Here is a 25,041-nt window from a genome sequence, read left to right on the forward strand (position 1 = left end):
CCCTGACGAGGACTCAGAAAGTGAAGGAAGCCCCGTATGAGGCTTCTATAAGCATCCGAGCAGCCAAAGCTTTGAACGCCTTATGCCGTTATACGCCCACAGCTGTGATAAACGAACGCCCCGGCGGCACACAGCGTGCCGCCGGGGCGAACGAACGTACGAAGCAGGCAGCGATTAGCGCTTGCTGTACTGCGGGGCCTTGCGGGCCTTCTTGAGACCGGCCTTCTTGCGCTCGACCGCACGGTCGTCGCGCTTGAGGAAGCCGGCCTTCTTCAGCGGGGCGCGGTTGTTGTCCACGTCCGCCTCGTTCAGGGCGCGGGCCACGCCGAGGCGCAGGGCGCCGGCCTGACCGGACACGCCGCCACCCGAGATGCGGGCGACGACGTCGTAGCGGCCCTCGAGCTCGAGCACCTTGAACGGCTCGTTGACTTCCTGCTGGTGCACCTTGTTCGGGAAGTAGTCCTCGAGCGTGCGCCCGTTGATCTTCCACTTGCCGCTGCCCGGCACGATGCGCACACGCGCGATGGCGTTCTTGCGGCGGCCCAGGCCGGCGGCCGGCTGCGGGTCACCGAAGCGGGACGCCATCGACTCGGAGGTGTACTCACCCTCGACGGGGACCTCGGACTCGGTGGTGTAGTTCTCGACGTCGACGAGCTCAGTCTCTTCGACCGGCTGCTCAACAGTGGTCTCGGCCACGATTCTCCTCAGATTCTCTTCAGTCTTAGGTGGTGGCCGGAACTACTGCGCGACCTGGGTGATCTCGAACGGCACCGGCTGCTGGGCAGCGTGCGGGTGCTGGTCGCCCGAGTAGACCTTCAGCTTCGAGAGCACCTGGCGGCCCAGGGTGTTCTTGGGGATCATGCCCTTGATGGCCTTCTCGACGGCCTTCTCGGGGTTCTTCGCCAGCAGCTCGTCGTAGCGGACGGAGCGCAGACCACCCGGGTAGCCGGAGTGGCGGTACGCCAGCTTCTGGGTCTTCTTGTTGCCGGAGAGGTGCACCTTGTCCGCGTTGATGATGATGACGAAGTCACCAGCGTCGACGTGGGGCGCGTAGATCGGCTTGTGCTTGCCCCGCAGGATGTTCGCGGCAGTGGTCGCCAGACGTCCCAGGACGACATCCTGGGCGTCGATGACGTACCACTGGCGAGTGATGTCGCCGGGCTTGGGGCTGTACGTACGCACGGTCGTAGCCTTCGCTTCTTCAGTGAGTGGGTCCTGACATGGCCACCACGGACGATCACGACAGCCCTGACCGCACAGCGGTGACGCAAACCGCGTGCTGGTCGCTGGTCATCGGCCCGGTGGACCGGTGTAAGGGCCCCTCACGTGAGAATGAGCAAGCCAATACACATAACGAACTGCAAGAGTACCGTCCTGCCCCGGACGGGTCAAAACGCGCGTGCGCCACCCGTCCGGCGGCTGTCGCCGCGACCGTGCCGGCCACTGTGACGCTACCGCTGAGGGCAGTCCTCCCGCTGTGCGGGGCGGGCCGGAACGGGCCGGGACACCGGGCGCCGGGCAGCGGTCCGCGGGAGGAGTCCGGGCCGCACGGCCGCCGAGGCGGCCAGTACGCACAGCGTAAGACAGTCCTTGAAGGCCCGCCTGGTCCCCGGCTCCAGGTACGGCCAGGCGAAACCGGGCACCTGCGGCACCAGCGCCAGCCAGAACCACGGCGAGCGGGCCACCGACCCCGCGGACAGCGCCCCGGCGAGCAGCAGCGGCACCACGACCAGCAGATAGTGGTCGTACGACGGGCGCGAGACCAGGAACGCCGACAGCATCAGCAGCACCGCCGTCTCCACGATCCGCTGCGGACCGGGACCGCCGAGCCGCCACCGCCGGTACGCGCACCACGTACCGCACGCCGCCGCCGCCAGCCCGAGCAGCGCGGCGGCCCCGGCCGGCACCCCCAGCCGCGGCAGCACCGCCGCGGGCGACGCCTCGTAGAGCCGGACGAAGCCGTCCCGCCCGCGCAGCAGGAACGGCAGCGTCCGCGTGAAGAACCCCGCGGGATCCGGCATCAGCAGCGCCGCCCCGCCCGAGGCCGCCGCCGGCACCAGCACCGCCGCGGCCAGCGCCCGCCACCGCCCGGCGAAGACGAACAGCAGCGCCACCGGCGCGAGCAACGGTTTCAGCGCGACCGCGGTGCCGATCACGGCACCCGCCGCGACCCAGCGCCCGCGCACCGCACACAGCAGGGCGAGGGGCAGGGCCGCCGCGGCGGTCACGGTCCAGTTGCCGAGCCGCACCAGGTGCCCGAAGGGCGCGAAGCCCATCGCGAGGCCGGCCAGCCCGAGCACGGCGAAGCGGCTGCGCCACGGCACCTCGTGGATCCGCAGGGCGCACGCCCAGCCCGCCACCAGCAGCACCGTCACGGCCAGCGGCACCAGCACCCTGAGCGCGTACGACGGGAGGAGCGCCTGAGGCACCGCCGCGAGCACCGCGCTCGGCAGATAGAGGAAGTGCGGATCGGCGTACGGGGAGCCGCCGTCCAGCCAGGTCCTGGCGGCCCGGACGACGATGGCGTTGTCCATCCCGCCGTCGGCCCTCCGGCGCGCGACGCCCACGACGCCGGCGCAGAGCACCACCGCCGGTACCGGCCACGCGTGCCAGGACGCCCGACGCACCAACCACCCGGAGATGTCACTTTTGCCCGTGTGCACTCAGGTCACGCTAGGGGCTCGACCGCCCTTCGGGGCGGAACGGCACCCCGTGCGGCACGTCTAAGATGCGGCCCATGAGTTATGGGCAGGGGGAGCCCCCGTGGGATCCCTGGAAACCGGGTTCTCAGCAGCCGCAGTGGGACAACTCGACGCCGGACTGGGCGGCGCTCGCCGAGGCGTCCGAGTCCCGCAACCGACGGCGCAGGCTGCTGCTGGTCGGCGGTGCCGCCCTGGCGACCGTCGCGGTGGGCGCGGCGGTCGCGGTGGCCGTCGTCTCCTCGGACGGTGACAACGGGGCCTCCGGCACGCCCAGCGGGCTGCCCGCCACCGCGGACATCCCGAGCGGCACGGCCGAGCCCACCCCCTCCTTCGAGCCGACCTCGGCCCCTCCCCCGCTGGATCCGAAGGACTTCGTGTCCAGCGCGAAGAAGGACACGGCGCCGCTCAGCCCGGACATCCTGTTCCCGGGCTCGCAGCTGACGATGGGTGAGCGCGTCTACCGCAAGGGCCCGACCGCCTCCACGACCGCCTGCGCGTCCGCCGCCAGGAACACGCTCCCCGCGGTGCTCACGAAGAACGGCTGCACACGGGTCATGCGCGTCACCTACGCCAGGGACGGCGTCGCGGTGACCGTCGGTGTCGCCGTCTTCGACACCGAGGCACAGGCCACCCGGGCCAAGACGGACGCCGACAAGAAGAGCATCGTCGCCTCCCTGCCCGGCCAGGGCGTCCCCGCCTTCTGCCAGACGGCGATCTGCCGCTCGACCACCAACTCCTACGGCCGGTACGCCTACTTCACGCTCGCCGGGTTCACCGACGGCAAGGACGTGACGACGAAGGACGCCAAGGTGTTCACCACCGGCGACGACCTCGCCGAGTTCACCTTCCGGCAGATCCGCCGCCGCGGTGAGGCACAGGCGTCGGCGGCGGCCAACCAGTAGCGCCGCGCCGGGAGTTCAGCAGCAGCCCGGCTGGGCTCCCGGCAGTGTGCGCCGGTTGCGCGCCTCCTTGCTGCGCGCGGCGAGCAGTTCGTCGGCCGGGTAGCCGACCTCCTCCAGCGTCAGCCCGTGCGGCCGTACGACATGCACGGCGGAGTCGCGGACCCCGGCGGCCAGCACCTTCCCCGGCCACTCGGGCCCGCGGTGCCCGTCCCCCACGAACAGCAGCGCCCCGATCAGCGAGCGCACCATGTTGTGGCAGAAGGCGTCGGCGCGGACGGTCGCCGTGATGACCCCGCCGTCCCCGCGCACCAGGCTCAGCTCCTGCAGCGTGCGGATGGTGGTCGCCCCCTCCCGCTTCTTGCAGTAGGCGGCGAAGTCGTGCTCCCCGACGAGCCGGGAGGCGGCCTCGTTCATGGCGTCGACGTCCAGCGGCCAGTCGTGCCACAGCACGTGTCCCCGCAGCAGCGGGTCGACTCCGCCGGGGTTGTCGGTGACGCGGTACGCGTAGCGCCGCCAGACCGCCGAGAAACGGGCGTCGAAGCCGCTCGGGGCCTCGGCCAGGGACCACACCCGCACGTCCTTGGAGAGCCGCCCCGCGAGCCGCTTGAGCAGCTTCTCGCGGTGTTCCGCCCACAGCTCCGCGGGCAGGTCGACGTGGGCCACCTGCCCGCGGGCGTGCACCCCGGCGTCCGTCCGTCCGGCCACGGTCAGCTCGTACGTGGTCTCCCCCGAGCGCGTGACCGTGCGCAGCGCGTCCTCGATCTCGCCCTGCACGGTCCGCCGCCCGCCGGCCTGCTTGGCCCACCCGGAGAATTCGCTGCCGTCGTACGACACGTCCATCCGCACCCGCACGAACCCGGGCTGTACTTCGTCACTCACACGCTGATCCTCTCAGGACCGGATTCTGTCCGGACACGGGGAAGCGGGCCCGCCCCCGAAGGGACGGACCCGCTCACAGCCAGGCAGAGCCTCAGGCGTCCTTGGACTCCTCGGCGGCGGCCTCGTCGGCCGGCTTGGCGTCCTCGACGGCCTCGTCGGACTTGGCCGGAGCCTCGTCCTTCTTGGCGGAGTCCTCCTTGACGGCACGCTTGGTGGCCGCCTCGGCCTCACCGGTGGCCTCCTGGGCCACGGTCAGGGCCTCCACCAGCTCGATGACGGCCATGGGCGCGTTGTCGCCACGGCGGTTACCGATCTTGGTGATACGGGTGTAGCCACCCGGGCGGTTCTCGTAGCGCGGGCCGATCTCGGTGAAGAGCGTGTGCACGATGCTCTTGTCCGTGATCACCGAGAGCACCTGACGGCGGTTGTGAAGGTCGCCCTTCTTCGCCTTGGTGACCAGACGCTCCGCGTAGGGACGCAGGCGACGGGCCTTGGCCTCGGTGGTGGTGATGCGGCCGTGCTCGAAGAGCGACTTCGCGAGGTTCGCGAGGAGCAGCTTCTCGTGCGCGGCGCTGCCGCCCAGACGGGCACCCTTGGTGGGCTTCGGCATGGTCGTTTCTCCTAGGTGTCTGCCCCGGCCGTATCAGGTACCGAGGTCAGTGTCCGAGCAGGCGATCGCCTGTCGGAGATCCAGGCCCCCGGAGGGGCCTGGAAGAGGCGCGGGGAACTGCGCGATCGAGCACAGCGCACCCGCACTTGCGAACGGACCGTCCGGCCCGAGTTCTCAGTACTGCTCGGTCTCGACGAATCCGGCGTCGGCGTCGTCGTCGGCGCCGAAGGCGTCGGCGGCGGCGGTCGGGTCGAATCCGGGCGGGCTGTCCTTGAGGGCCAGGCCCATGCCGGCCAGCTTCGCCTTGACCTCGTCGATGGACTTCGCGCCGAAGTTGCGGATGTCCAGGAGGTCGGCCTCGGAGCGGGCGACGAGCTCACCCACGGAGTGGATGCCCTCACGCTTGAGGCAGTTGTACGACCGAACGGTGAGCTCGAGCTCCTCGATCGGCAGGGCGAGATCGGCGGCGAGCGCGGCGTCCGTGGGGGACGGGCCCATGTCGATGCCCTCGGCGTCGATGTTCAGCTCGCGGGCGAGACCGAACAGCTCGACCAGGGTCTTACCGGCGGAGGCCATGGCGTCACGGGGACGCATCGCCTGCTTGGTCTCGACGTCGACGATCAGCTTGTCGAAGTCGGTGCGCTGCTCGACACGGGTCGCCTCGACCTTGTAGGTGACCTTGAGAACCGGCGAGTAGATCGAGTCGACCGGGATGCGCCCGATCTCCTGACCGACCTGCTTGTTCTGGACGGCCGAGACGTAGCCGCGACCGCGCTCGACGGTCAGCTCCATCTCCAGCTTGCCCTTGCCGTTGAGCGTGGCGAGGACGAGGTCGGGGTTGTGGACCTCGACACCGGCCGGGGGCGCGATGTCGGCGGCGGTGACCAGACCCGGACCCTGCTTGCGCAGGTACATCACGACCGGCTCGTCGTGCTCCGAGGAGACGACCAGCTGCTTGATGTTGAGGATCAGGTCGGTGACGTCCTCCTTGACACCCGGCACGGTGGTGAACTCGTGCAGGACGCCGTCGATGCGGATGGACGTGACCGCCGCACCCGGGATCGAGGAGAGGAGCGTACGGCGCAGGGAGTTGCCGAGGGTGTAGCCGAAGCCCGGCTCCAGCGGCTCGATCACGAACCGGGAGCGGAATTCGTCGACGACCTCTTCGGTCAACGAGGGGCGCTGAGCGATCAGCATGTGTGGATCAGATCCTTCTTTCGTGGACGCCCGCTATTTGACGCCCGACGGACCGCACGTTTCGACGGTGCGGGTACTGCAAGGGTACGGGCGGCACGGCCGAAGAGCCGTACCGCCCGAATCCTCAAGACGACCGAGCCTCAGACGCGGCGGCGCTTGGGCGGACGGCAGCCGTTGTGCGGGGTGGGGGTGACGTCCTGGATCGAGCCGACCTCGAGGCCGGTGGCCTGGAGGGAGCGGATCGCGGTCTCACGGCCGGAGCCGGGACCCTTGACGAAGACGTCGACCTTGCGCATGCCGTGCTCCTGCGCGCGGCGGGCGGCCGACTCGGCGGCCATCTGCGCGGCGAAGGGGGTGGACTTGCGCGAGCCCTTGAAGCCGACGTGGCCGGCGGAGGCCCAGGAGATCACGTTGCCGGTCGGGTCCGTGATGGACACGATCGTGTTGTTGAACGTGCTCTTGATGTGCGCGTGGCCGTGAGCGACGTTCTTCTTTTCCTTGCGGCGCACCTTCTTGGCGGCGCCCTGACGTCCCTTGGGGGGCATGTCTTGTTCTCCTACGGGAGGTGGTCGGTCCTACAGCGAAGACCGCTGGAATGCGGGCGTCCGGGACGCACCCGGACGCTCCGCAGCGTCCGCTGAGGACTACTTCTTGCCCGGCTTCTTCTTGCCGGCGATGGCGCGACGCGGGCCCTTGCGGGTACGGGCGTTCGTGCTGGTGCGCTGACCGTGGACGGGCAGGCCACGACGGTGACGCAGGCCCTGGTAGCAGCCGATCTCGACCTTGCGGCGGATGTCGGCCTGAACCTCACGACGGAGGTCACCCTCGGTCTTGATGTTGCTGTCCACGAACTCGCGGATCTTGACCAGCTCCTCCTCGGAGAGGTCGCGAACGCGGGTGTTCGGGTTGACGCCGGTCTCGGCCAGCGTCTTCTGCGAGAGGGTCCGGCCGATGCCGAACACGTAGGTGAGGGCGACCTCCACGCGCTTGTCGCGCGGGATGTCAACACCGGAAACGCGTGCCATTCAATGGCTCCAGTTGTCGTTCGGAGGTCTTCCGCAGAACCGGATCCCGCCCGCCGTCGTCCTCCCTCGGGAAGAGCCGGTACGGCCCGGGTCCCCGGCCTCCGACCGGGGGTATCAGGCCTGAGAGAACTCAGCCCTGGGCTCTGCGTATGAACATGTACTGCTTGCGTCGCGCGAAGTACCTGCGGATGCAGAAGGTGCGGTCGTGCGTCAGCCCTGGCGCTGCTTGTGGCGCGGGTTTTCGCAGATGACCATGACCCGGCCGTGACGGCGGATCACCCTGCACTTGTCGCAGATCTTCTTGACGCTCGGCTTGACCTTCATTGGTGAGGTTCTCCGGGTCAGTGCCACCGCCCCGCGGACACGGGGCACAGGCAAGATCTACTTGTACCGGTAGACGATCCGGCCACGTGTCAGGTCGTACGGAGACAGCTCCACCACGACCCGGTCGTCAGGGAGGATGCGGATGTAGTGCATGCGCATCTTGCCGCTGATGTGTGCCAGGACCTGGTGGCCGTTCTGGAGCTCAACCTTGAACATGGCGTTCGGAAGAGACTCGACGACAGTGCCCTCGATCTCGATGGCACCTTGCTTCTTGGCCACGCTTCGCCCTTCGAATCGACTACCTTGATCGACTCCGTGCGAGCGCATGCAGGCATGCGGGTGCACCAGAGCCGACGCGTCAGTCTACGTCAGCGCACCCGGAAAGACGAATCGAAGGAGTCTGCCCCACGAGGCTGATCCTTAAGCAAGGGGATCGGGCGCGACCGTGACGCCGTACTCGGCGAGCTTCGCCCGGCCGCCGTCGGGAGCCGTCAGCACCAGCGGCCCCTGCTCCGTCAGCGCGACGGAGTGCTCCCAGTGCGAGGACCACGTGCCGTCCGTCGTGATGACCGTCCAGTCGTCCTCGAGCACCTCGGTCCTCGGGGTGCCGAGGGAGACCATGGGCTCGATCGCGAGGCAGAAGCCCGGCACCAGCTTGGGGCCCTTGCCGCGGCGGCGCTCGACGTAGTTCAGCAGGTGCGGGTCCATGTGCATCTCGGTGCCGATGCCGTGGCCGCCGTAGTCCTCGACGATCCCGTACCTGCCGCCGCCCGGCTTGGGCTGGCGGCGGATGTACGTCTCGATGGCGCGGGAGACGTCGACCAGGCGGTTGCCCAGCTTCATGGCCGCGATGCCCGCCCACATCGACTCCTCGGTCACCCGGGAGAGCTCGACCAGCTCCGGAGCGTGTCCGGTGCCCACGAACGCGGTGTACGCGGCGTCCCCGTGCCAGCCGTCGACGATGGCGCCGGCGTCGATGGAGATGATGTCGCCGTCCTTGAGGACGGTCTTCTCGTCCGGGATGCCGTGCACGACGACCTCGTTCACCGAGGTGCAGATCGTCGCGGGGAAACCGCCGTAGCCGAGGAAGTTCGACTTGGCGCCGTGCTCGTCGAGCACCTTGCGCGCGACGTCGTCGAGGTCCTTCGTGGTGGCGCCGGGCACCGCCGCTTCACGCGTGGCGGCATGGATGGCGGCGACGACCAGGCCCGCCTCACGCATCTTGGCGATCTGCTCGGGGGTCTTGATCTGCACCATGGCGGCCTGCGCTCTCCGTCTTCTGCGACATCCGGTTACGTACACAACACTACGGCCGCGGCGCCCGTCGAGGGCACCGCGGCCGGAGCAGCCGTTCACTACTACTTGCGCTTGAGCGCATCCATGGCGCGCGCGGTGACGTCCTCGACCTTGCCGAGCGCGGTGATCGTGACGACCAGGCTCTGCGCCCGGTAGTAGTCGATGATCGGCTCGGTCTGCGTGTGGTAGACCTCGAGTCGCTTGCGGACGGTCTCCTCGGAGTCGTCGTCGCGCTGGTACAGCTCGCCGTCGCAGACGTCGCAGACGCCTTCCTTGACGGGCTTCTTGTACTCCACGTGGAACACGTGGCTCGAGTCCTTGCGGCACACCCGGCGGCCGGCGATGCGCTTGACCACCTCGTCCTCGGGGACCTCCAGGTCCAGGACCGCGTCCAGCTTCATGCCCTCGGCCTGGAGCATCGTGTCCAGGGCCTCGGCCTGGAGCACGTTGCGCGGGAACCCGTCGAGCAGGAAGCCGTTCTCGGCGTCCGGCTGCTCCATGCGGTCCTTCGCCATCGCGATCGTGACCTCGTCCGGCACCAGGTTGCCCGCGTCCATGTAGGACTTCGCGAGCTTGCCCAGTTCCGTCTGCCGGCTGATGTTGGCGCGGAACAGGTCGCCCGTGGAGATGTGCGGGATCGACAGGTTCTGGGCGAGGAACGCGGCCTGCGTTCCCTTGCCGGCACCGGGCGGCCCGACGAGGACGATTCGCATCAGCGGAGGAACCCTTCGTAATTGCGCTGCTGAAGCTGGCTCTCGATCTGCTTCACCGTCTCGAGACCGACACCCACGATGATCAGGATGCTGGTACCACCGAACGGGAAGTTCTGGCTTGCCCCGAAGCCAACCAACGCCATCGTCGGTACGAGAGCGATCAGGCCCAGATACAGCGAACCCGGCCAGGTGATCCGGTTGAGTACGTAGCTGAGGTACTCAGCGGTCGGCCTGCCAGCCCGGATGCCCGGGATGAAGCCACCATACTTCTTCATGTTGTCCGCGACTTCCTCGGGGTTGAACGAGATCGCCACGTAGAAGAACGCGAAGAAAACGATCAGAAGGAAGTACATAGTGATGTAAATCGGGTGGTCGCCCTTGGTCAGATTCTGCTCGATCCACGTCTTCCAGCCCGAGGTGCCGTTCGAGAACTGGGCGACCAGGGCGGGAATGTAGAGCAGCGACGACGCGAAGATGACAGGAATCACACCTGCCTGATTCACCTTCAACGGGATGTACGTGGACGTACCGCCGTAGGACCGGCGACCGATCATGCGCTTCGCGTACTGGACCGGGATGCGGCGCTGGGCCTGCTCGACGAAGACCACGAGACCGACCATGACCAGACCGACCAGGATCACGGTGCCGAACTCGATCCAGCCGTCGGCCAGCGAGCCCTGCTGCTTGATCGCCCACAGGGCGGCCGGGAAGCTGGCGGCGATCGAGATGAACATCAGGATCGACATGCCGTTGCCGATGCCGCGGTCGGTGATGAGCTCACCGAGCCACATGACGACGGCCGTACCCGCGGTCATCGTGATGACCATGGTGATGGTCACGAAGATGGACTGGTCGGGCACGATCTGGTTGGCGACGGGGCAGGTGCTGAACAGCGCACCGCTGCGGGCGGTGGCCACCAGGCCGGTGCCCTGCAGGATGGCCAGCGCCACCGTCAGGTATCGGGTGTACTGCGTGATCTTCGAGGTGCCGGCCTGACCCTCCTTCTTGAGGGCCTCGAGGCGCGGGATCACCACGGTCAGCAGCTGGAGGATGATGCTCGCGGTGATGTACGGCATGATGCCGAGCGCGAAGATCGTGATCTGCAGCAGCGCGCCACCGCTGAACATGTTGACCAGACCGAACAGACCCTGGCTGCCGCCTTGCGACGCCGCATCGATACAGGTCTGGACGTTCTTGTAGTCGACTCCCGGGATCGGGATGTGGGTACCGACCCGGTAGACCACGATGATGGCGAGCGTGAACAGCAGCTTCTTGCGCAGGTCGGGCGTCCTGAACGCCCGGGCGAACGCGGTGAGCACGGTGCCTCCTGCGACCCCCGCGTATCGTCGCGTGAGGTGATGGTCAAAAGGGATGATGGCCTGTCAAACGAGATTACGGCACCGCAGCAACGCATTGGGTACCAGCGGCACAGCCTACCGATACCGGCGGCATCTCGGAACGACGATCTCCGCCCAAACACTCGGCCACTGCTGCGGACCGCGCATACGCCGACCGGGGATGCCTCTTGGAGGCATCCCCGGTCGGGTCGTTCAGGTCAGCGAGACGTCGGGTCAGACGAGCTCGGTGACGCTACCGCCGGCGGCGGTGATCTTCTCCTTGGCGGAGCCGGAGACGGCGTCGACCGTCACCTGCAGCGCCACGGAGATCTCGCCCTGGCCGAGGACCTTGACGAGGCTGTTCTTGCGAACGGCACCCTTGGCGACGAGACCCTCGACGGTGACCTCGCCACCCTCCGGGTACAGCGACGCCAGCTTGTCGAGGTTCACGACCTGGAACTCGGTCTTGAACGGGTTGCGGAAGCCCTTCAGCTTCGGAAGACGCATGTGGAGGGGCATCTGGCCACCCTCGAAGCGCTCCGGAACCTGGTAGCGGGCCTTCGTGCCCTTGGTACCACGACCAGCCGTCTTACCCTTCGACGCCTCACCACGACCCACACGGGTCTTGGCGGTCTTGGCGCCCGGGGCGGGACGGAGGTTGTGGATCTTGAGCGGGTTGTTCTCCGCCATGATCAGTCGACCTCCTCAACCGTCACGAGGTGGCGGACGGTGTGCACCATTCCGCGGAACTCGGGGCGGTCCTCCTTGACGACCACGTCGTTGATCCGCTTGAGGCCAAGCGAACGAAGGGTGTCGCGGTGGTTCTGCTTGCTGCCGATGTAGGACTTCGTCTGCGTGATCTTGAGCTGAGCCATGATTACGCACCCGCTCCCGCACGCGCACGCAGCAGAGCCGCGGGGGCGACGTCCTCGAGGGGCAGACCGCGGCGGGCCGCGATCTCCTCGGGACGCTGCAGGCCCTTGAGGGCCGCCACGGTCGCGTGCACGATGTTGATCGCGTTGGACGAGCCGAGCGACTTCGACAGGATGTCGTGAACGCCGGCGCACTCGAGCACCGCACGCACCGGGCCACCGGCGATAACGCCGGTACCGGGGGAAGCAGGCTTGAGCAGGACGACGCCCGCGGCCTTCTCGCCCGTGATCGGGTGCGGGATGGTGCCCTGGATACGGGGGACCTTGAAGAAGTGCTTCTTGGCCTCCTCAACACCCTTGGCGATGGCGGCCGGCACCTCCTTGGCCTTGCCGTAACCGACGCCGACGGTGCCGTCACCATCGCCCACCACGACCAGCGCGGTGAAGCTGAAGCGACGACCACCCTTCACAACCTTGGCGACGCGGTTGATCGCGACTACGCGCTCAACGTACGCGGTCTTCTCGGCGGCAGCAGCGCCGCCGTCACGGCCCTTCCGGTCCCGCCGCTCGCCGCCACCGGCACCGCTTCCGCGGCGCTGGGGTCCAGCCATTGGAATTACCTCTCTCTGTTTCCGCTAGCTACGCGCCAACGATTTTTGTCGCTGACGCGACGGGCGACTCAGAACTTGAGTCCGGCTTCGCGGGCGGCGTCCGCCAGAGCGGCAATGCGCCCGGCGTACTGGTTACCACCACGGTCGAATACGACAGCCTCGACGCCGGCGGCCTTGGCGCGCTCGGCGACCAGGGCGCCGACCTTGCCGGCCTGCGCCGACTTCTCGCCCTCGCCGCGGATCGACGCGTCCAGGGTCGACGCCGACGCCAGGGTGTGACCCTTGATGTCGTCGATGACCTGGGCCACGATGTGGCGGTTGGAGCGCGTCACGACCAGGCGCGGACGCTCGGCCGTACCCGAGATGTGCTTACGGATCCGGATGTGACGACGCTTGATGGCAGCACGCTTGTAAGCGTCGCCCTTAGCAATCTTGACACCGTATGCCATGGCTTACTTACCCGCCTTTCCGACCTTGCGGCGGATGACTTCGCCTTCGTACTTGACGCCCTTGGCCTTGTACGGGTCGGGCTTGCGCAGCTTGCGGATGTTGGCCGCAACCTCGCCGACCTTCTGCTTGTCGATGCCCTCGACCGAGAAACGGGTCGGAGCCTCCACCTTGAAGGTGATGCCCTCGGGCGCCTCGACAGTGATCGAGTGGCTGTAGCCGAGCGAGAACTCCAGGTTGGAGCCCTTCGCCAGGACGCGGTAACCGACACCGCTGATTTCGAGCTTCTTCACGTAACCCTGGGTCACGCCGGTGATCATGTTCGCCACCAGCGTGCGGGACAGGCCGTGGAGGGCCTTGTTCTGACGCTCGTCGTTCGGGCGGGTGACGTTCAGAACGCCGTCCTCACCCTTAGCGATCTCGATCGGCGCCGCGATGGTGTGGGAGAGGGTCCCCTTCGGGCCCTTCACCTGCACCGTACGGCCGTCGATGGTGACGTCCACGCCGGCGGGAACCGTGATGGGGAGCTTGCCAATACGCGACATAGCTGTTTCCTCCGTTCCCTTCCGCTACCAGACGTAGGCGAGAACTTCTCCGCCTACGCCCTTCTTGCCGGCCTGCTTGTCGGTGAGGAGCCCGTGGGACGTGGAGATGATCGCCACGCCGAGGCCACCCAGCACCTTGGGCAGGTTGGTGGACTTCGCGTACACCCGGAGACCGGGCTTGGAGATCCGCTTGATGCCCGCGATGGAGCGTTCACGGTTCGGGCCGAACTTCAGCTCGAGGACGAGGTTCTTGCCGACCTCGGCGTCCTCGACCTTCCAGCCGGTGATGAAGCCCTCCTGCTGGAGGATCTCCGCGATGTGCGACTTGATCTTGCTGTGCGGCATACCCACGGTGTCGTGGTACGCCGAGTTCGCGTTACGCAGACGCGTAAGCATGTCTGCGATCGGATCAGTCATGGTCATGAATTGGCCTTCGGCCTCTCTCGCCGGGGTTTCCTGTATGCGCCATCCCTCTCCCCACTCAGTGGCGGGACGGGTGCGGTGCGGGGACCTACGGCGTAGTAAGTCGTACGGGCGGTCAGACGCCCAACCCTCCTAGCCTAAGCCATGGAGAGCTGGGCCCTGACCGAACCTCTACTTACCGAGAGCTTCCGGAATCCCGAAGTAGGGGATTACCAGGAGCTCTTGGTCACGCCCGGGAGCTCGCCACGGTGAGCCATCTCACGAAGGCACACGCGGCAGAGGCCGAACTTGCGGTACACGGAGTGCGGACGGCCGCAGCGCTGGCAGCGCGTGTAGCCACGAACGCCGAACTTGGGCTTACGAGCAGCCTTGGCAATCAGAGCCTTCTTCGCCATCTCGCTTACGCCTCCTTGAAGGGGAAGCCGAGGTGACGGAGAAGGGCACGGCCCTCAGCGTCGTTGGTCGCCGTGGTGACCACGGTGATGTCCATACCCCGGACGCGGTCGATCTTGTCCTGGTCGATCTCGTGGAACATGACCTGCTCCGTGAGACCGAAGGTGTAGTTGCCACGGCCGTCGAACTGCTTGGGGGACAGACCGCGGAAGTCGCGGATGCGCGGCAGCGCGAGCGACAGGGTGCGGTCCAGGAACTCCCACATGCGGTCGCCACGGAGCGTGACGTGAGCACCGATCGGCTGACCCTCACGCAGCTTGAACTGCGCGATGGACTTGCGGGCCTTGGTGACGGCCGGCTTCTGACCGGTGATCGTGGTCAGGTCACGGACGGCACCGTCCATGAGCTTCGAGTCACGGGCGGCGTCGCCGACACCCATGTTCACCACGATCTTGACCAGGCCGGGGGTCTGCATGACGTTCTCGTACGAGAACTCTTCCTGCAGCTTGGCCTGGATCTCCTCGCGGTACTTCGTCTTGAGACGCGGAGTGGTGGTGGTAGCCATCAGATGTCCTCACCCGTCCGCTTGGCAACGCGGATCTTGTTGCCCTCGTCGTCGAAGCGGTAACCGACACGCGTGGCGACCTTGTTGCCGTCCTTCTCCACGACGAGCTGAACGTTGCTCACGTGGACAGGGGCCTCGGTCGTGACGATGCCACCGGCCTGCGAACCCTTGGCGGTCGGGCCGGCCTTGGTGTGCTTCTTGACCCGGTTGACACCCTCGACCAGGACGCGGTCCTCGCGGGGGTAGGCCGCGATGACCTTGCCCTGCTTGCCCTTGTCCTTACCGGTGATGACCTGAACCAGGTCGCCCTTCTTGATCTTCATGCTTACAGCACCTCCGGCGCGAGCGAGATGATCTTCATGAACTTCTTCTCGCGCAGCTCACGGCCGACCGGGCCGAAGATACGGGTGCCGCGAGGGTCGCCGTCGTTCTTCAGAATGACGGCGGCGTTCTCGTCGAAGCGGATGTACGAGCCGTCCGGACGGCGGCGCTCCTTGACGGTGCGAACGATGACCGCCTTGACGACGTCACCCTTCTTCACGTTGCCACCGGGGATCGCGTCCTTGACGGTGGCGACGATGACGTCACCGATGCCCGCGTAGCGGCGACCGGAGCCACCGAGCACACGGATGCAAAGGATTTCCTTCGCACCAGTGTTGTCGGCGACACGCAGTCGCGACTCCTGCTGGATCACGTCTATCTCCTGATTGTCTGCCGGTTCCCGGCAGGGGCTGCCTCTTCACGAGGCGGAGCCCCTGCCGAGCCTGGCGGAACGAACCCGAGGGGCCCCCAGATTTTCCGGGGCCTCAGGTGTGTCGTTGGAATCCCCTCGCGGGGATTTCCCTACTTGGCCTTCTCGAGGATCTCGACGACGCGCCAGCGCTTCGTCGCGGACAGCGGCCGGGTCTCCATGAGGAGGACACGGTCGCCGACGCCCGCGGCGTTCTGCTCGTCGTGGGCCTTGAGCTTGTTCGTACGGCGGATGACCTTGCCGTACAGCGCGTGCTTGACGCGGTCCTCGACAGCGACGACGACGGTCTTGTCCATCTTGTCGCTGACGACCAGGCCCTCACGGGTCTTGCGGAATCCGCGCGTCTCGTTGGTCTCAGTCACGTTGCTCTCGCTCATCAGGCGCTCTCCACCGTCTCGATGCCCAGCTCGCGCTCACGCATCAGGGTGTAGATCCGCGCGATGTCCTTGCGGACGGCCTTGAGCCGCCCGTGGTTCTCGAGCTGACCGGTCGCCGCCTGGAAGCGGAGGTTGAACAGCTCTTCCTTGGCTTCGCGAAGCTTCGCAAGAAGCTCCTCGTCACCCAGTTCGCGCAGCTCGGACGCCTTGGTACCGGCCGACATCACGCTTCACCTGCCTCGCGCTTGACGATCCGGCACTTCATCGGCAGCTTGTGGGCTGCGCGAGTGAGCGCCTCACGCGCAATCTTCTCGTTGGGGTAGGACAGCTCGAACATGACCCGGCCCGGGTGCACGTTCGCAACCCACCACTCGGGAGAACCCTTACCGGAACCCATGCGGGTCTCGGCGGGCTTCTTCGTCAGCGGGCGGTCCGGGTAGATGTTGATCCAGACCTTGCCGCCACGCTTGATGTGGCGGGTCATCGCGATACGCGCCGCCTCGATCTGGCGGTTGGTGACGTACGCCGGCGTGAGGGCCTGAATGCCGTACTCGCCGAACGAAACCTGCGTACCGCCCTTGGCCTGACCACGGCGCTTCGGGTGGTGCTGCTTGCGGTGCTTGACCCTACGGGGGATCAGCATTTCGGTCAGGCCTCCGTTCCGGTGCTCTCAGCCGGAGCGGCAGCGGCGGCGGGAGCCTCGGCCTTGGGGGCCTCGGCAGCCGGCGCGGACTGCTGCTGCGGCTTGCGGCCGCGACCGCCACGCTCGCCACCACGGCCACCACGGGCCGGGCGGTCGTTGCCGCCGCCGCGGGCCGGGCGGTTACCCGCACGGGCAGCGGCGTTCTCGGCGCGGACCTCGGCGATGTTCTTGACGTCGCCCTTGTAGATCCAGACCTTCACACCGATGCGGCCGAAGGTCGTCTTGGCCTCGAAGAAGCCGTAGTCGACGTTCGCGCGGAGCGTGTGCAGGGGCACGCGGCCCTCGCGGTAGAACTCCGAGCGGGACATCTCGGCGCCGCCGAGACGGCCACCACACTGGATCTTGATGCCCTTGGCGCCGGCCTTCATCGTGCCCTGCATGCTCTTACGCATGGCGCGACGGAAGGAGACGCGGGAGGACAGCTGCTCGGCGACGGCCTGGGCAACCAGCTGAGCGTCGGTCTCGGGGCTCTTGACCTCGAGGATGTTCAGCTGGACCTGCTTGCCCGTGAGCTTCTCGAGGTCGCCGCGGATGCGGTCGGCCTCGGCGCCACGGCGGCCGATGACGATGCCGGGACGCGCGGTGTGGATGTCCACCCGCACGCGGTCACGGGTGCGCTCGATCTCAACCTTCGAGATGCCGGCGCGCTCCATGCCGGACGTCATCATCCGACGGATGGCGACGTCTTCCTTGACGTAGTCCTTGTACAGCTTGTCGGCGTACCAGCGGGACTTGAAGTCCGTGGTGATGCCGAGCCGGAACCCATGCGGGTTAACCTTCTGGCCCATTACCGGGTTCCTTCCTTGCTGCTGACGACCACGGTGATGTGGCTGGTCCGCTTGCGGATCCGGTAGGCGCGACCCTGGGCGCGCGGCCGGAACCGCTTAAGGGTCGGGCCCTCGTCGACGTACGCCTCGGAGATGAAGAGGCTGTCGGCGTCGGTGTGGTCGTAGTTGTGCGCGGCGTTGGCAATGGCGCTGTCAAGCACCTTGCCGACCGGCACGCTCGCGGCCTGCGGGGCGAAACGCAGGACCGCCTGAGCCTCCGTGGCATCCATGCCACGGATAAGGTCCACCACGCGGCGGGCCTTCATGGGCGTAACGCGGATGTACCGCGCCTGGGCCCTGGCTTCCATGGTTGTCCTTCCAGTGTCTGTCATGGTCATTCCACCCCGCGTTAGCGGCGCTTCGACTTCCGGTCGTCCTTCACGTGACCCCGGAAGGTGCGCGTCGGCGAGAACTCGCCGAGCTTGTGGCCGACCATCGACTCGGTGACAAACACCGGAATGTGGGTCTTGCCGTTGTGCACCGCGATCGTGTGGCCGAGCATGGCCGGGATGATCATCGAGCGACGGGACCAGGTCTTGATGACGTTCTTGGTACCGGCTTCGTTCTGAGCGTCCACCTTCTTTACAAGGTGTCCGTCGACGAAGGGTCCCTTCTTGAGACTGCGCGGCATCTAAACCCGCTCCTAGCGCTTCTTGTTCGTCTTGCGGCGGCGGACGATGTACTTGTTCGAAGCCTTCTTCGGCGAACGAGTACGACCCTCCTTCTGACCCCACGGCGAGACCGGGTGGCGACCACCGGAGGTCTTGCCCTCACCACCACCGTGCGGGTGGTCAACCGGGTTCATCGCCACACCGCGAACGGTCGGGCGGACGCCGAGCCAGCGCTTGCGGCCGGCCTTGCCCCAGTTGATGTTCGACTGCTCGGCGTTGCCGACCTCGCCGACGGTGGCGCGGCAGCGCACGTCGACCAGGCGGATCTCTCCGGACGGCATGCGCAGGTGGGCCATCTGGCCCTCCTTCGCGAGCAGCTGCACGGAGGCGCCGGCGGAGCGGGCGAACTTGGCACCGCCACCGGGACGGAGCTCGATCGCGTGGATCGTGGTACCGACCGGGATGTTGCGGAGGGCCAGGTTGTTGCCCGGCTTGATGTCGGCCCCGGGACCGTTCTCGACGCGGTCACCCTGCTGCAGGTTGCGCGGGGCGAGGATGTAGCGCTTCTCGCCGTCCGCGTAGTGCAGCAGCGCGATGCGCGCGGTGCGGTTGGGGTCGTACTCGATGTGCGCGACCTTCGCCGGCACGCCGTCCTTGTCGTGACGACGGAAGTCGATCACGCGGTAGGCGCGCTTGTGTCCGCCACCCTGGTGGCGAACGGTCACACGACCGGCGTTGTTACGGCCGCCCTTGCTGTGCAGCGGGCGGACCAGCGACTTCTCCGGCGTGGACCGCGTGACCTCGACGAAGTCGGCGACGGAGGAGCCACGGCGGCCCGGCGTCGTCGGCTTGTACTTGCGGATTCCCATTTCTCAGTCCTCGTCCGATATTCGGACCAGGGCGCTCCGTTAGGAGGCCTGGCCGAAGATGTCGATACGGTCGCCCTCAGCGAGGGTCACGATCGCGCGCTTGCTGTCCGCACGCTTGCCGAAGCCCGTCTTGGTCCGCTTGCGCTTGCCCTGACGGTTGATCGTGTTGACCCCGGTGACCTTGACCGAGAAGACCGCCTGGACGGCCTCCTTGATCTGCGTCTTGTTGGCGCCGGGCGCGACGATGAAGGTGTACTTGCCCTCATCGAGGAGCGCGTAGCTCTTCTCCGAGACGACCGGCTTGAGAAGCACGTCACGGGGGTCCGTGAAGGACTTGCTCAGCGGGGTCTCGACGGTGTTCTTGCCCTCGGTGGCGTGGCGCTTCGCCTTGGCGACGCGCGCTGCCTTGGCGACCTTGGCGGCCTTCGAGGCGATGCTCGGGTGACGCGTAGCCATCAGGCTTCGCTCCCTTCGGTGTCAGCAGCCGACGACTGCGGCGCGCCAGACACGAAGGACTCGAAAGCGGCCTGGGTGAAGACCACGTCGTCCGAGACGAGAACGTCGTACGTGTTCAGCTGGCCCGGCTCCAGGATGTGCACCTGGGGCAGGTTGCGCGCGGAAAGCAGCGCGGCCTCGTCGGAGCGCTCGATGACCAGGAGCACGTTCTTGCGCTCGCTGACCTTGCCGAGGAAGCTCTTCGCGGCCTTGGTGGAGGGGGTCTCGCCCTCGATCACGCCGGTGATGACGTGGATGCGAGCGTTGCGGGCCCGGTCGGTGAGGGCGTGGCGCAGGGCCGCGGCCTTCATCTTCTTCGGGGTCCGCTGCGAGTAGTCACGCGGCGTGGGGCCGTGGACGACACCACCGCCGGCGAACTGCGGCGCACGGGTCGAACCCTGGCGGGCGCGGCCGGTGCCCTTCTGGCGGTAAGGCTTCCTGCCACCACCGCGGACCTCGCCACGACGCTTGACCTTGTGCGTGCCCTGACGGGCGGCGGCCAGCTGCGCGACGACGACCTGGTGAAGCAGCGGGATGCTGATCTTCTCGACGTCGAAGATCTCGGCCGGGAGCTCTACGGTCCCGGCGTTGTCGCCGGAGGGCGACAGAATGTCAATGGTGCTCATAGTCCTCAGGCCCCCTTGGCCGCGGTGCGGACCAGGACGAGGCCGCCGTTCGGACCAGGAACCGCGCCCTTGATAAGGAGCAGGCCCTTCTCCGCGTCAACGGCGTGAACGGTCAGGTTCTGGGTGGTGACCCGCTCGTTGCCCATGCGACCCGCCATGCGGAGGCCCTTGAACACACGGCCCGGGGTGGCACAGCCACCGATGGAGCCGGGAGAGCGGTGCTTGCGCTGGGTGCCGTGACCGGCGCCGAGGCCCTTGAAGTTGTGACGCTTCATGACACCGGCGAAGCCCTTGCCCTTGCTCTTGCCGGTCACGTCCACCTTGACGCCGGCCTCGAAGGTCTCGGCGGTGATCTCCTGGCCGAGGGTGTACTCGCTGGCGTCAGCGGTACGGATCTCGACGAGGTGACGACGGGGGGTGACGTCGGCCTTGGCGAAGTGACCCTTGAGGGGCTTGTTCACCTTGCGCGGGTCGATCTCGCCGAAGGCGATCTGGACCGACTCGTAGCCGTCGGTGTCATTGGTGCGGACCTGGGTGACGACGTTCGGGCCGGCCTTGACGACGGTGACCGGAACAACACGGTTGTTCTCGTCCCACACCTGCGTCATGCCGAGCTTCTCGCCCAGGATGCCCTTGATCTGCTTAGCCATCTTCAGATCACCGGCCTTCAGAGCTTGATCTCGATGTCGACACCGGCCGGGAGGTCGAGTCGCATCAGAGAGTCAACGGTCTTGGGGGTCGGGTCGAGGATGTCGATCAGGCGCTTGTGCGTGCGCATCTCGAAGTGCTCGCGCGAGTCCTTGTACTTGTGCGGCGACTTGATGACGCAGTACACGTTCTTCTCAGTGGGCAGCGGCACCGGGCCCGCGACCGACGCACCAGTACGCGTCACCGTCTCGACGATCTTCTTCGCCGAGCTGTCGATGACCTCGTGGTCGTAGGCCTTGAGCCGGATGCGGATCTTCTGTCCCGCCATGGCTACTCAGTAGTCCTTTGTCTCGAATAAACGCTCTGGTACCCGGGAGGTTCGCGTCCTACCTCCGACCCACGCGGTCGGGCGTGTCGCGTCCTCGCTGACAAAGATCTCCACGAATGGAATTCCCTGCCGAGGGACGCGGCCCAAGGACCGCAGGACCGGGGGCTGAACACCCACCGAGCGCCTGGCCGGCACCCCGCTGACACTTCCCGGAAGATTCCCGTACGTCCGCTCCAGCGCTGCCTCACGGCAGTTGGAGCGACGAGTACTGTGGGACTCGCTTCCGGTCCTCCCGGCGGGAGGCGCGCAGCATCGGCACTCGACCGAGCAACCCCGCTAGTCTGCCATACGGGGCATGTCGCTGGCCAATCGAGCCGAGGACTTTACCCCGAAGGTGACGCAGGTCAAACCCTGCCGGGCCCTGAAGCCGCTTGGCCCCTGCCCCGAGGGCGGCCCGCACCATGTGACGAGTCTCACGGGGGGCCGCTGACAGCCGCCGGTAGGGGGTGCCCTGGCAGGCCCTCTCATAGCATTCCTTCACGGAAGCCCGTGCAGATCATCGCCACCTTCTGCCAGTAGTCGCACCGGAAGCGCAACTGCCCGTCGCAGACGTTGCGTTGCTCCGGTTGCACTTGTGATGATGTGCCGCATGTCTGAGCACGGGGGCAGGACGACAGGACCGCCGCAGGACGGCGTACCCAGGTCGAGTCTCGCCGCATACGCGGAGATGGCCGGACCGCCGAGGGGAATTCAGGATGCGGGGAGCCTGCGACGAGTGAGACCGGAGGATGCGCCTCCGGAAGGCCCCACGCTCGTTCCTCCCGCCGCGCCGACGATGAGCGATCCGCATCCTCCCGATGAAGACCCTTTGCTCGTCGAGCGGCGTCTCGGGTATGCCGCGTTGCTGGACGAGTTCCGGCGAACGCCGGTCCTGGTGCCCCTGGGTGAGGGCCAGGGTCCCGATGATGAGCGCGGCATGCTGACCGCCGACCTCAATGGCGTCCGCTTCATCCTTGCCTTTTCGGACGAGCAGGCTCTGGCCCGTTACGCCCTGGCCCGTGAAGAGTTCCACCGTGAGTGGGCCTTTCAGACCGTCCTCGGCTCGCGCCTGCTGGATGTGGCCGTACCAGCGGCCGGCACGGCGTGCGGAGTGGCGCTGGACTGTGCGGACGGACCTGACGGCGGTGCGGTCTTCCCGCCGGTGCGGGGGATTGTGCCCATCGAGGCCGCTGTCGATGGGTCCGGGAGGGGGAACCGATGAGCGACGAGGGCAAAGACCTAAGGGCTCAGGGTCTCGGTCTCATCGCCAAGGGTTTGACCGACGCGCTCTGTGAGCTGAAGGAGCTGGGCATGGTCGGTGAGGCCGGCGCCGGTCGCGGCTTCGGGGATGTGTCCCTCTCCGGAATGGAACTGGGCCACGAAGGGCTGGTCGGCGTCTTCACCTCGTTCTGCGAGCGCTGGGAATGGGGCGTCCGCTCCCTCATCAATGAGGGCAACGGGTTCGCGGTGAAGACCGACCTGTCCGCCGGCACGTACTACGAGACCGAGCAGTACGTCGAGGGCAGTTTCAAGGTTGTCGCCAACGCCGCGATCGGCAACCCCTACGCCTCCGAGGACGAGGTCACCCGACAGGGTTGGGGCGACATCGCGACATCCGGCGCTTTCGGCGGTGCCGATTACAGCCAGGAGTCGTTCGACCTGGCCGGGGAGAACATCAAACAGGGCTGGAAGGACGCGAGCCGCGATGTGATGACTTCGCGCACCATCGGACCGGTGGGACTCAACCCCGCAAGCCTGCACAGCAGCTTCGGCGTATCCGATGCCGAGTACGACCGGACGCTGGATGACACCTTCGGCCCGTCTCCGGAGGAACGGGCCGCGGCGGCTCAGCAGCAACAGGGCAATGGTGAAGGCTGATGGGCGTCTTCGGCAACATAGGCAATGACCTCAAAGGCCTGGGCCGCGACATCAAAGATGGTGTCAACGACGGCTTGGGCGCCATCGAGGACGGCGTCGACGAGGGCAAGCGGCTCGTCGGGGTGGGCGTCGACTGGGGCACCGACAAGGTAGGGGACGGCCTGGACAAGGTCGGCCTGCATGGTGCCGCCGACGCTGTCGAGGACTGGGGCGACGACCTCGCGTCCGATCTCGGTGCGACCCCGGGCGAGCAGCAACTCGGTCAGACTGAGGATCCGGACGAGCTGCTCCACGGCAAACCCGCCAGGATCCGTGCGAGTGCGCAACACCTCAGAGACTTCCACGGAGCCTTCGACAAGGTCGGCCAGGGGATGCGCAAACTCGACTCCTCGCACTGGCGGGGCGAAGGGGGTGACACCTTTCGCCAGAAGTTCGAGCTGCACCCCACGAAGTGGCTCCGGGCGTCGGACGCCTGCGAGACGGCGGCAAGCGCCCTTGACGGTTACGCCGATACCGTCAAGTGGGCTCAGGGGCAGGCCAAGGACGCCATTGACCTGCACAAGAAGGGCAAGAAGGCCTCTGAAGAGGCCGTGCGCGCGTACAACAAGCGCATCGACGCGTACAACGCGAAGGTCAGAGCCGACCAGGATCCGGGGCCGGTGCCCGAACCCTTCAAGGATCCCGGCAGGGCCGACATCCAGGCGGCCCGGGAGAAGCTTGCCGAGGCCCGGAAGCAGCGCAACACGGCAGCCGCGATCGCTCAGCGCAAGATCAAAGCAGCATTGGAACACGCTCCTGCCGAACCACCGCCTCTCGACCGCCTCGGCGGCAACCTCATCGACGGTTACCAGGCCATCGACGTGGAACTAACACATGTCGTCGGCGGCGCCCTCAAAGGCGGCGCAGGCCTCGTCAACTTCGTCCGCGGACTCAACCCCACCGATCCCTACAACCTGACCCATCCCGCCGAGTACCTCCAGAACGTCAATATGACGCTGACCGGGTTGGTGTCCACAGCCGCACATCCCGAACGGGCCGTCCAGGCGGCGGTGGAGGGATTCAAGAAGGACCCTTCCGAATTTTTCGGCCGTCTCATCCCGGAGGCCATCGGAACGAAGGGGGCAGGCCTCGCCCACAGTGGCATACGCCTCGGCCTGAAGGAGGGGATGGAAGCCACTGCGTCGAAGGGCCTCAAATACGGCGACGAAGCGACCGGAGCCACACCGCCGAGCTGGAGCGACCTGGCTCGCAGCACCCAGCATGTCAAAGAAAAGGCAATTCACTACGACTCGGTGGATCCGAAACAGGCACAGGAGTTCTTGGACGCCGAGTATCCCTGGCTGAAGGACGTGAACAACACCGGGCAGCCCGGATATACGCTGAACTGCAGCCACAACACTGTCACAGTGGACCGCCGACTGGACGGCATCGACGTGAGCGCCGCCCCCAGGCAGGCAGGCGACCACATTCCACCGGAGCAGCTCGGCATGAAGGACAGAGCAAAAGGCCACTATGACATGGTGAACGGATACGACGACATCATCCGTGATCTGCAGGGGCGGGGTCAGGGCTCTCGAAGCGCTGTCTACATCTCCCGCCCTGACGGCACGGCCCATGTATTCAACGCTGTGAACACTCCCCACGGCGTTGTCTTCCTGGACGGCCAGAGCGGGACACTGGGCATGCTGGAGAAGAACGTCTCTTCCATCGGACACATCCCGTATCGCAATGGAGTTCCCTAGATGCTGACCAAGAATGAAGCAGTGGCCGCGGCCACTGGCTTCTTGAAGAACCTCGCCTTTCCGGACAGGACGGCTTCCGTAGTGGTACTCCCGGAAACGGCGATCCAATTTCCATACGGCTGGACCATTCGCTTCGATTTCAAGGAACACATCGAGACGGGGGACCCCGCGCAGGCTCCGTTCACCTCTGTTGTCGTGGTGCCACATGACGGCACCACTGTCCACTTCGCCCCGACATTCCCTGCGGCAGCGGAATACATGACTCTCCAGGCCGCAGGAAACTGGCCCCCCAAGAAGGGGCACTGA

At 66.8% G+C, this 25,041-nt stretch carries 39 protein-coding genes; 5 read left to right on the forward strand and 34 right to left on the reverse strand.

Annotated elements, in window-relative coordinates:
* Positions 1-174: 174 nt before the first annotated feature.
* The 3 genes from rpsI to AC069T_RS01265 all read right to left on the reverse strand — a co-directional run bounded on the left by rpsI (position 175) and on the right by AC069T_RS01265 (position 2,663).
* Complete coding sequence (rpsI, locus tag AC069T_RS01255; RefSeq protein WP_476753448.1) at positions 175-696, reverse strand: 30S ribosomal protein S9; 522 nt, start codon at positions 694-696, stop codon at positions 175-177.
* Between the two features lie 42 nt (positions 697-738).
* Positions 739-1,182, reverse strand: a complete 444-nt coding sequence (gene rplM, locus AC069T_RS01260; RefSeq protein ID WP_010986363.1) for a 50S ribosomal protein L13 — start codon at positions 1,180-1,182, stop codon at positions 739-741.
* A gap of 269 nt (positions 1,183-1,451) precedes the next feature.
* Positions 1,452-2,663 (reverse strand): glycosyltransferase family 87 protein, encoded by a 1,212-nt coding sequence (locus tag AC069T_RS01265; protein WP_478780735.1) that lies wholly within the window; start codon positions 2,661-2,663, stop codon positions 1,452-1,454.
* A gap of 74 nt (positions 2,664-2,737) precedes the next feature.
* Here AC069T_RS01265 and AC069T_RS01270 point away from each other — a divergent pair, with 74 nt between their 5' ends.
* Complete coding sequence (locus AC069T_RS01270; RefSeq protein ID WP_478780736.1) at positions 2,738-3,604, forward strand: hypothetical protein; 867 nt, start codon at positions 2,738-2,740, stop codon at positions 3,602-3,604.
* Positions 3,605-3,619: 15 nt separating this feature from the next.
* Here the strand turns inward: AC069T_RS01270 and truA are convergent, their stop codons facing one another.
* The 31 genes from truA to rpsJ all read right to left on the reverse strand — a co-directional run bounded on the left by truA (position 3,620) and on the right by rpsJ (position 21,076).
* Positions 3,620-4,483, reverse strand: coding sequence for a tRNA pseudouridine(38-40) synthase TruA (gene truA / locus AC069T_RS01275; protein ID WP_478780737.1), 864 nt, complete (start codon positions 4,481-4,483; stop codon positions 3,620-3,622).
* A gap of 91 nt (positions 4,484-4,574) precedes the next feature.
* On the reverse strand, positions 4,575-5,093 hold the full coding sequence (gene rplQ / locus AC069T_RS01280; protein WP_358852948.1) for a 50S ribosomal protein L17: 519 nt from the start codon (positions 5,091-5,093) through the stop codon (positions 4,575-4,577).
* Between the two features lie 174 nt (positions 5,094-5,267).
* A complete protein-coding gene (locus tag AC069T_RS01285; protein WP_003966937.1) occupies positions 5,268-6,290 on the reverse strand; it encodes a DNA-directed RNA polymerase subunit alpha in 1,023 nt (340 codons plus the stop codon).
* Positions 6,291-6,430: 140 nt separating this feature from the next.
* The gene (gene rpsK, locus AC069T_RS01290) at positions 6,431-6,835 is read right to left on the reverse strand and encodes a 30S ribosomal protein S11 (protein WP_003948617.1); all 405 of its coding nucleotides are present in this window, start codon (positions 6,833-6,835) and stop codon (positions 6,431-6,433) included.
* Between the two features lie 99 nt (positions 6,836-6,934).
* On the reverse strand, positions 6,935-7,315 hold the full coding sequence (rpsM, locus tag AC069T_RS01295; protein ID WP_355780853.1) for a 30S ribosomal protein S13: 381 nt from the start codon (positions 7,313-7,315) through the stop codon (positions 6,935-6,937).
* Positions 7,316-7,525: 210 nt separating this feature from the next.
* Positions 7,526-7,639: a 50S ribosomal protein L36 gene (gene rpmJ / locus AC069T_RS01300; protein ID WP_003998809.1), complete on the reverse strand. Its 114-nt coding sequence runs from the start codon at positions 7,637-7,639 to the stop codon at positions 7,526-7,528.
* 57 nt (positions 7,640-7,696) lie between these two features.
* The gene (infA, locus tag AC069T_RS01305) at positions 7,697-7,918 is read right to left on the reverse strand and encodes a translation initiation factor IF-1 (RefSeq protein ID WP_003948620.1); all 222 of its coding nucleotides are present in this window, start codon (positions 7,916-7,918) and stop codon (positions 7,697-7,699) included.
* A 141-nt stretch (positions 7,919-8,059) separates the two neighbouring features.
* Positions 8,060-8,896, reverse strand: coding sequence for a type I methionyl aminopeptidase (gene map / locus AC069T_RS01310; RefSeq protein WP_478780738.1), 837 nt, complete (start codon positions 8,894-8,896; stop codon positions 8,060-8,062).
* A 101-nt stretch (positions 8,897-8,997) separates the two neighbouring features.
* Positions 8,998-9,648 carry an adenylate kinase gene (locus AC069T_RS01315; RefSeq protein ID WP_358852950.1) on the reverse strand — a complete coding sequence of 217 codons (651 nt, stop codon included), beginning with the start codon at positions 9,646-9,648 and terminating at the stop codon, positions 8,998-9,000.
* Positions 9,648-10,967 carry a preprotein translocase subunit SecY gene (gene secY / locus AC069T_RS01320; protein ID WP_476753454.1) on the reverse strand — a complete coding sequence of 440 codons (1,320 nt, stop codon included), beginning with the start codon at positions 10,965-10,967 and terminating at the stop codon, positions 9,648-9,650. Before secY ends, AC069T_RS01315 begins: the two co-directional genes overlap by 1 nt.
* Positions 10,968-11,219: 252 nt before the next feature.
* The gene (rplO, locus tag AC069T_RS01325) at positions 11,220-11,675 is read right to left on the reverse strand and encodes a 50S ribosomal protein L15 (RefSeq protein ID WP_356167236.1); all 456 of its coding nucleotides are present in this window, start codon (positions 11,673-11,675) and stop codon (positions 11,220-11,222) included.
* Between the two features lie 2 nt (positions 11,676-11,677).
* The gene (gene rpmD / locus AC069T_RS01330; RefSeq protein ID WP_033319647.1) at positions 11,678-11,860 is read right to left on the reverse strand and encodes a 50S ribosomal protein L30; all 183 of its coding nucleotides are present in this window, start codon (positions 11,858-11,860) and stop codon (positions 11,678-11,680) included.
* Between the two features lie 2 nt (positions 11,861-11,862).
* Complete coding sequence (rpsE, locus tag AC069T_RS01335; RefSeq protein WP_006376045.1) at positions 11,863-12,468, reverse strand: 30S ribosomal protein S5; 606 nt, start codon at positions 12,466-12,468, stop codon at positions 11,863-11,865.
* Positions 12,469-12,536: 68 nt separating this feature from the next.
* Entirely contained in the window at positions 12,537-12,917 is a 381-nt protein-coding gene (gene rplR / locus AC069T_RS01340; RefSeq protein ID WP_121405505.1) for a 50S ribosomal protein L18, read from the reverse strand.
* A 3-nt stretch (positions 12,918-12,920) separates the two neighbouring features.
* Entirely contained in the window at positions 12,921-13,460 is a 540-nt protein-coding gene (rplF, locus tag AC069T_RS01345; RefSeq protein WP_121405504.1) for a 50S ribosomal protein L6, read from the reverse strand.
* A 24-nt stretch (positions 13,461-13,484) separates the two neighbouring features.
* Positions 13,485-13,883 carry a 30S ribosomal protein S8 gene (gene rpsH / locus AC069T_RS01350; RefSeq protein WP_010986352.1) on the reverse strand — a complete coding sequence of 133 codons (399 nt, stop codon included), beginning with the start codon at positions 13,881-13,883 and terminating at the stop codon, positions 13,485-13,487.
* 209 nt (positions 13,884-14,092) lie between these two features.
* A complete protein-coding gene (locus AC069T_RS01355; RefSeq protein ID WP_003948630.1) occupies positions 14,093-14,278 on the reverse strand; it encodes a type Z 30S ribosomal protein S14 in 186 nt (61 codons plus the stop codon).
* Between the two features lie 5 nt (positions 14,279-14,283).
* Positions 14,284-14,841, reverse strand: coding sequence for a 50S ribosomal protein L5 (gene rplE, locus AC069T_RS01360; RefSeq protein ID WP_358852952.1), 558 nt, complete (start codon positions 14,839-14,841; stop codon positions 14,284-14,286).
* Entirely contained in the window at positions 14,841-15,164 is a 324-nt protein-coding gene (gene rplX / locus AC069T_RS01365) for a 50S ribosomal protein L24 (protein ID WP_383237636.1), read from the reverse strand. The genes rplE and rplX overlap by 1 nt, the downstream gene beginning before the upstream one ends.
* Before the next feature lie 2 nt (positions 15,165-15,166).
* Positions 15,167-15,535 carry a 50S ribosomal protein L14 gene (gene rplN / locus AC069T_RS01370; RefSeq protein WP_003998823.1) on the reverse strand — a complete coding sequence of 123 codons (369 nt, stop codon included), beginning with the start codon at positions 15,533-15,535 and terminating at the stop codon, positions 15,167-15,169.
* Between the two features lie 149 nt (positions 15,536-15,684).
* On the reverse strand, positions 15,685-15,969 hold the full coding sequence (gene rpsQ, locus AC069T_RS01375) for a 30S ribosomal protein S17 (protein WP_358852953.1): 285 nt from the start codon (positions 15,967-15,969) through the stop codon (positions 15,685-15,687).
* Positions 15,969-16,193 (reverse strand): 50S ribosomal protein L29, encoded by a 225-nt coding sequence (gene rpmC / locus AC069T_RS01380; RefSeq protein WP_003998824.1) that lies wholly within the window; start codon positions 16,191-16,193, stop codon positions 15,969-15,971. Before rpmC ends, rpsQ begins: the two co-directional genes overlap by 1 nt.
* Complete coding sequence (gene rplP, locus AC069T_RS01385) at positions 16,193-16,612, reverse strand: 50S ribosomal protein L16 (RefSeq protein WP_099500627.1); 420 nt, start codon at positions 16,610-16,612, stop codon at positions 16,193-16,195. Before rplP ends, rpmC begins: the two co-directional genes overlap by 1 nt.
* A gap of 5 nt (positions 16,613-16,617) precedes the next feature.
* The gene (rpsC, locus tag AC069T_RS01390) at positions 16,618-17,460 is read right to left on the reverse strand and encodes a 30S ribosomal protein S3 (protein WP_476753455.1); all 843 of its coding nucleotides are present in this window, start codon (positions 17,458-17,460) and stop codon (positions 16,618-16,620) included.
* On the reverse strand, positions 17,460-17,807 hold the full coding sequence (gene rplV / locus AC069T_RS01395) for a 50S ribosomal protein L22 (protein ID WP_003974262.1): 348 nt from the start codon (positions 17,805-17,807) through the stop codon (positions 17,460-17,462). Before rplV ends, rpsC begins: the two co-directional genes overlap by 1 nt.
* A gap of 41 nt (positions 17,808-17,848) precedes the next feature.
* Positions 17,849-18,130 (reverse strand): 30S ribosomal protein S19, encoded by a 282-nt coding sequence (gene rpsS / locus AC069T_RS01400; protein WP_015035577.1) that lies wholly within the window; start codon positions 18,128-18,130, stop codon positions 17,849-17,851.
* A 12-nt stretch (positions 18,131-18,142) separates the two neighbouring features.
* Entirely contained in the window at positions 18,143-18,979 is an 837-nt protein-coding gene (gene rplB / locus AC069T_RS01405) for a 50S ribosomal protein L2 (RefSeq protein WP_059192905.1), read from the reverse strand.
* A 39-nt stretch (positions 18,980-19,018) separates the two neighbouring features.
* A complete protein-coding gene (rplW, locus tag AC069T_RS01410) occupies positions 19,019-19,435 on the reverse strand; it encodes a 50S ribosomal protein L23 (protein WP_388787922.1) in 417 nt (138 codons plus the stop codon).
* Positions 19,435-20,100 carry a 50S ribosomal protein L4 gene (gene rplD, locus AC069T_RS01415; RefSeq protein WP_358852955.1) on the reverse strand — a complete coding sequence of 222 codons (666 nt, stop codon included), beginning with the start codon at positions 20,098-20,100 and terminating at the stop codon, positions 19,435-19,437. The genes rplW and rplD overlap by 1 nt, the downstream gene beginning before the upstream one ends.
* 5 nt (positions 20,101-20,105) lie before the next feature.
* Positions 20,106-20,750, reverse strand: coding sequence for a 50S ribosomal protein L3 (gene rplC, locus AC069T_RS01420; protein WP_355782961.1), 645 nt, complete (start codon positions 20,748-20,750; stop codon positions 20,106-20,108).
* 17 nt (positions 20,751-20,767) lie between these two features.
* Positions 20,768-21,076, reverse strand: coding sequence for a 30S ribosomal protein S10 (gene rpsJ / locus AC069T_RS01425; RefSeq protein WP_003948644.1), 309 nt, complete (start codon positions 21,074-21,076; stop codon positions 20,768-20,770).
* 775 nt (positions 21,077-21,851) lie between these two features.
* Between rpsJ and AC069T_RS01430 the strand changes: the two genes are divergently transcribed.
* Genes AC069T_RS01430 through AC069T_RS01445 form a run of 4 tightly spaced genes read left to right on the forward strand, consistent with a single transcriptional unit; the run spans position 21,852 to position 25,041 of the window.
* A complete protein-coding gene (locus AC069T_RS01430) occupies positions 21,852-22,337 on the forward strand; it encodes a hypothetical protein (protein ID WP_478780739.1) in 486 nt (161 codons plus the stop codon).
* Complete coding sequence (locus tag AC069T_RS01435; RefSeq protein ID WP_478780740.1) at positions 22,334-22,993, forward strand: hypothetical protein; 660 nt, start codon at positions 22,334-22,336, stop codon at positions 22,991-22,993. The genes AC069T_RS01430 and AC069T_RS01435 overlap by 4 nt, the downstream gene beginning before the upstream one ends.
* Entirely contained in the window at positions 22,993-24,735 is a 1,743-nt protein-coding gene (locus AC069T_RS01440; RefSeq protein ID WP_478780741.1) for a putative T7SS-secreted protein, read from the forward strand. Before AC069T_RS01435 ends, AC069T_RS01440 begins: the two co-directional genes overlap by 1 nt.
* Positions 24,736-25,041 carry a YrhB domain-containing protein gene (locus AC069T_RS01445; RefSeq protein ID WP_478780742.1) on the forward strand — a complete coding sequence of 102 codons (306 nt, stop codon included), beginning with the start codon at positions 24,736-24,738 and terminating at the stop codon, positions 25,039-25,041.

This window comes from Streptomyces sp. NPDC043867, from assembly GCF_056435845.1.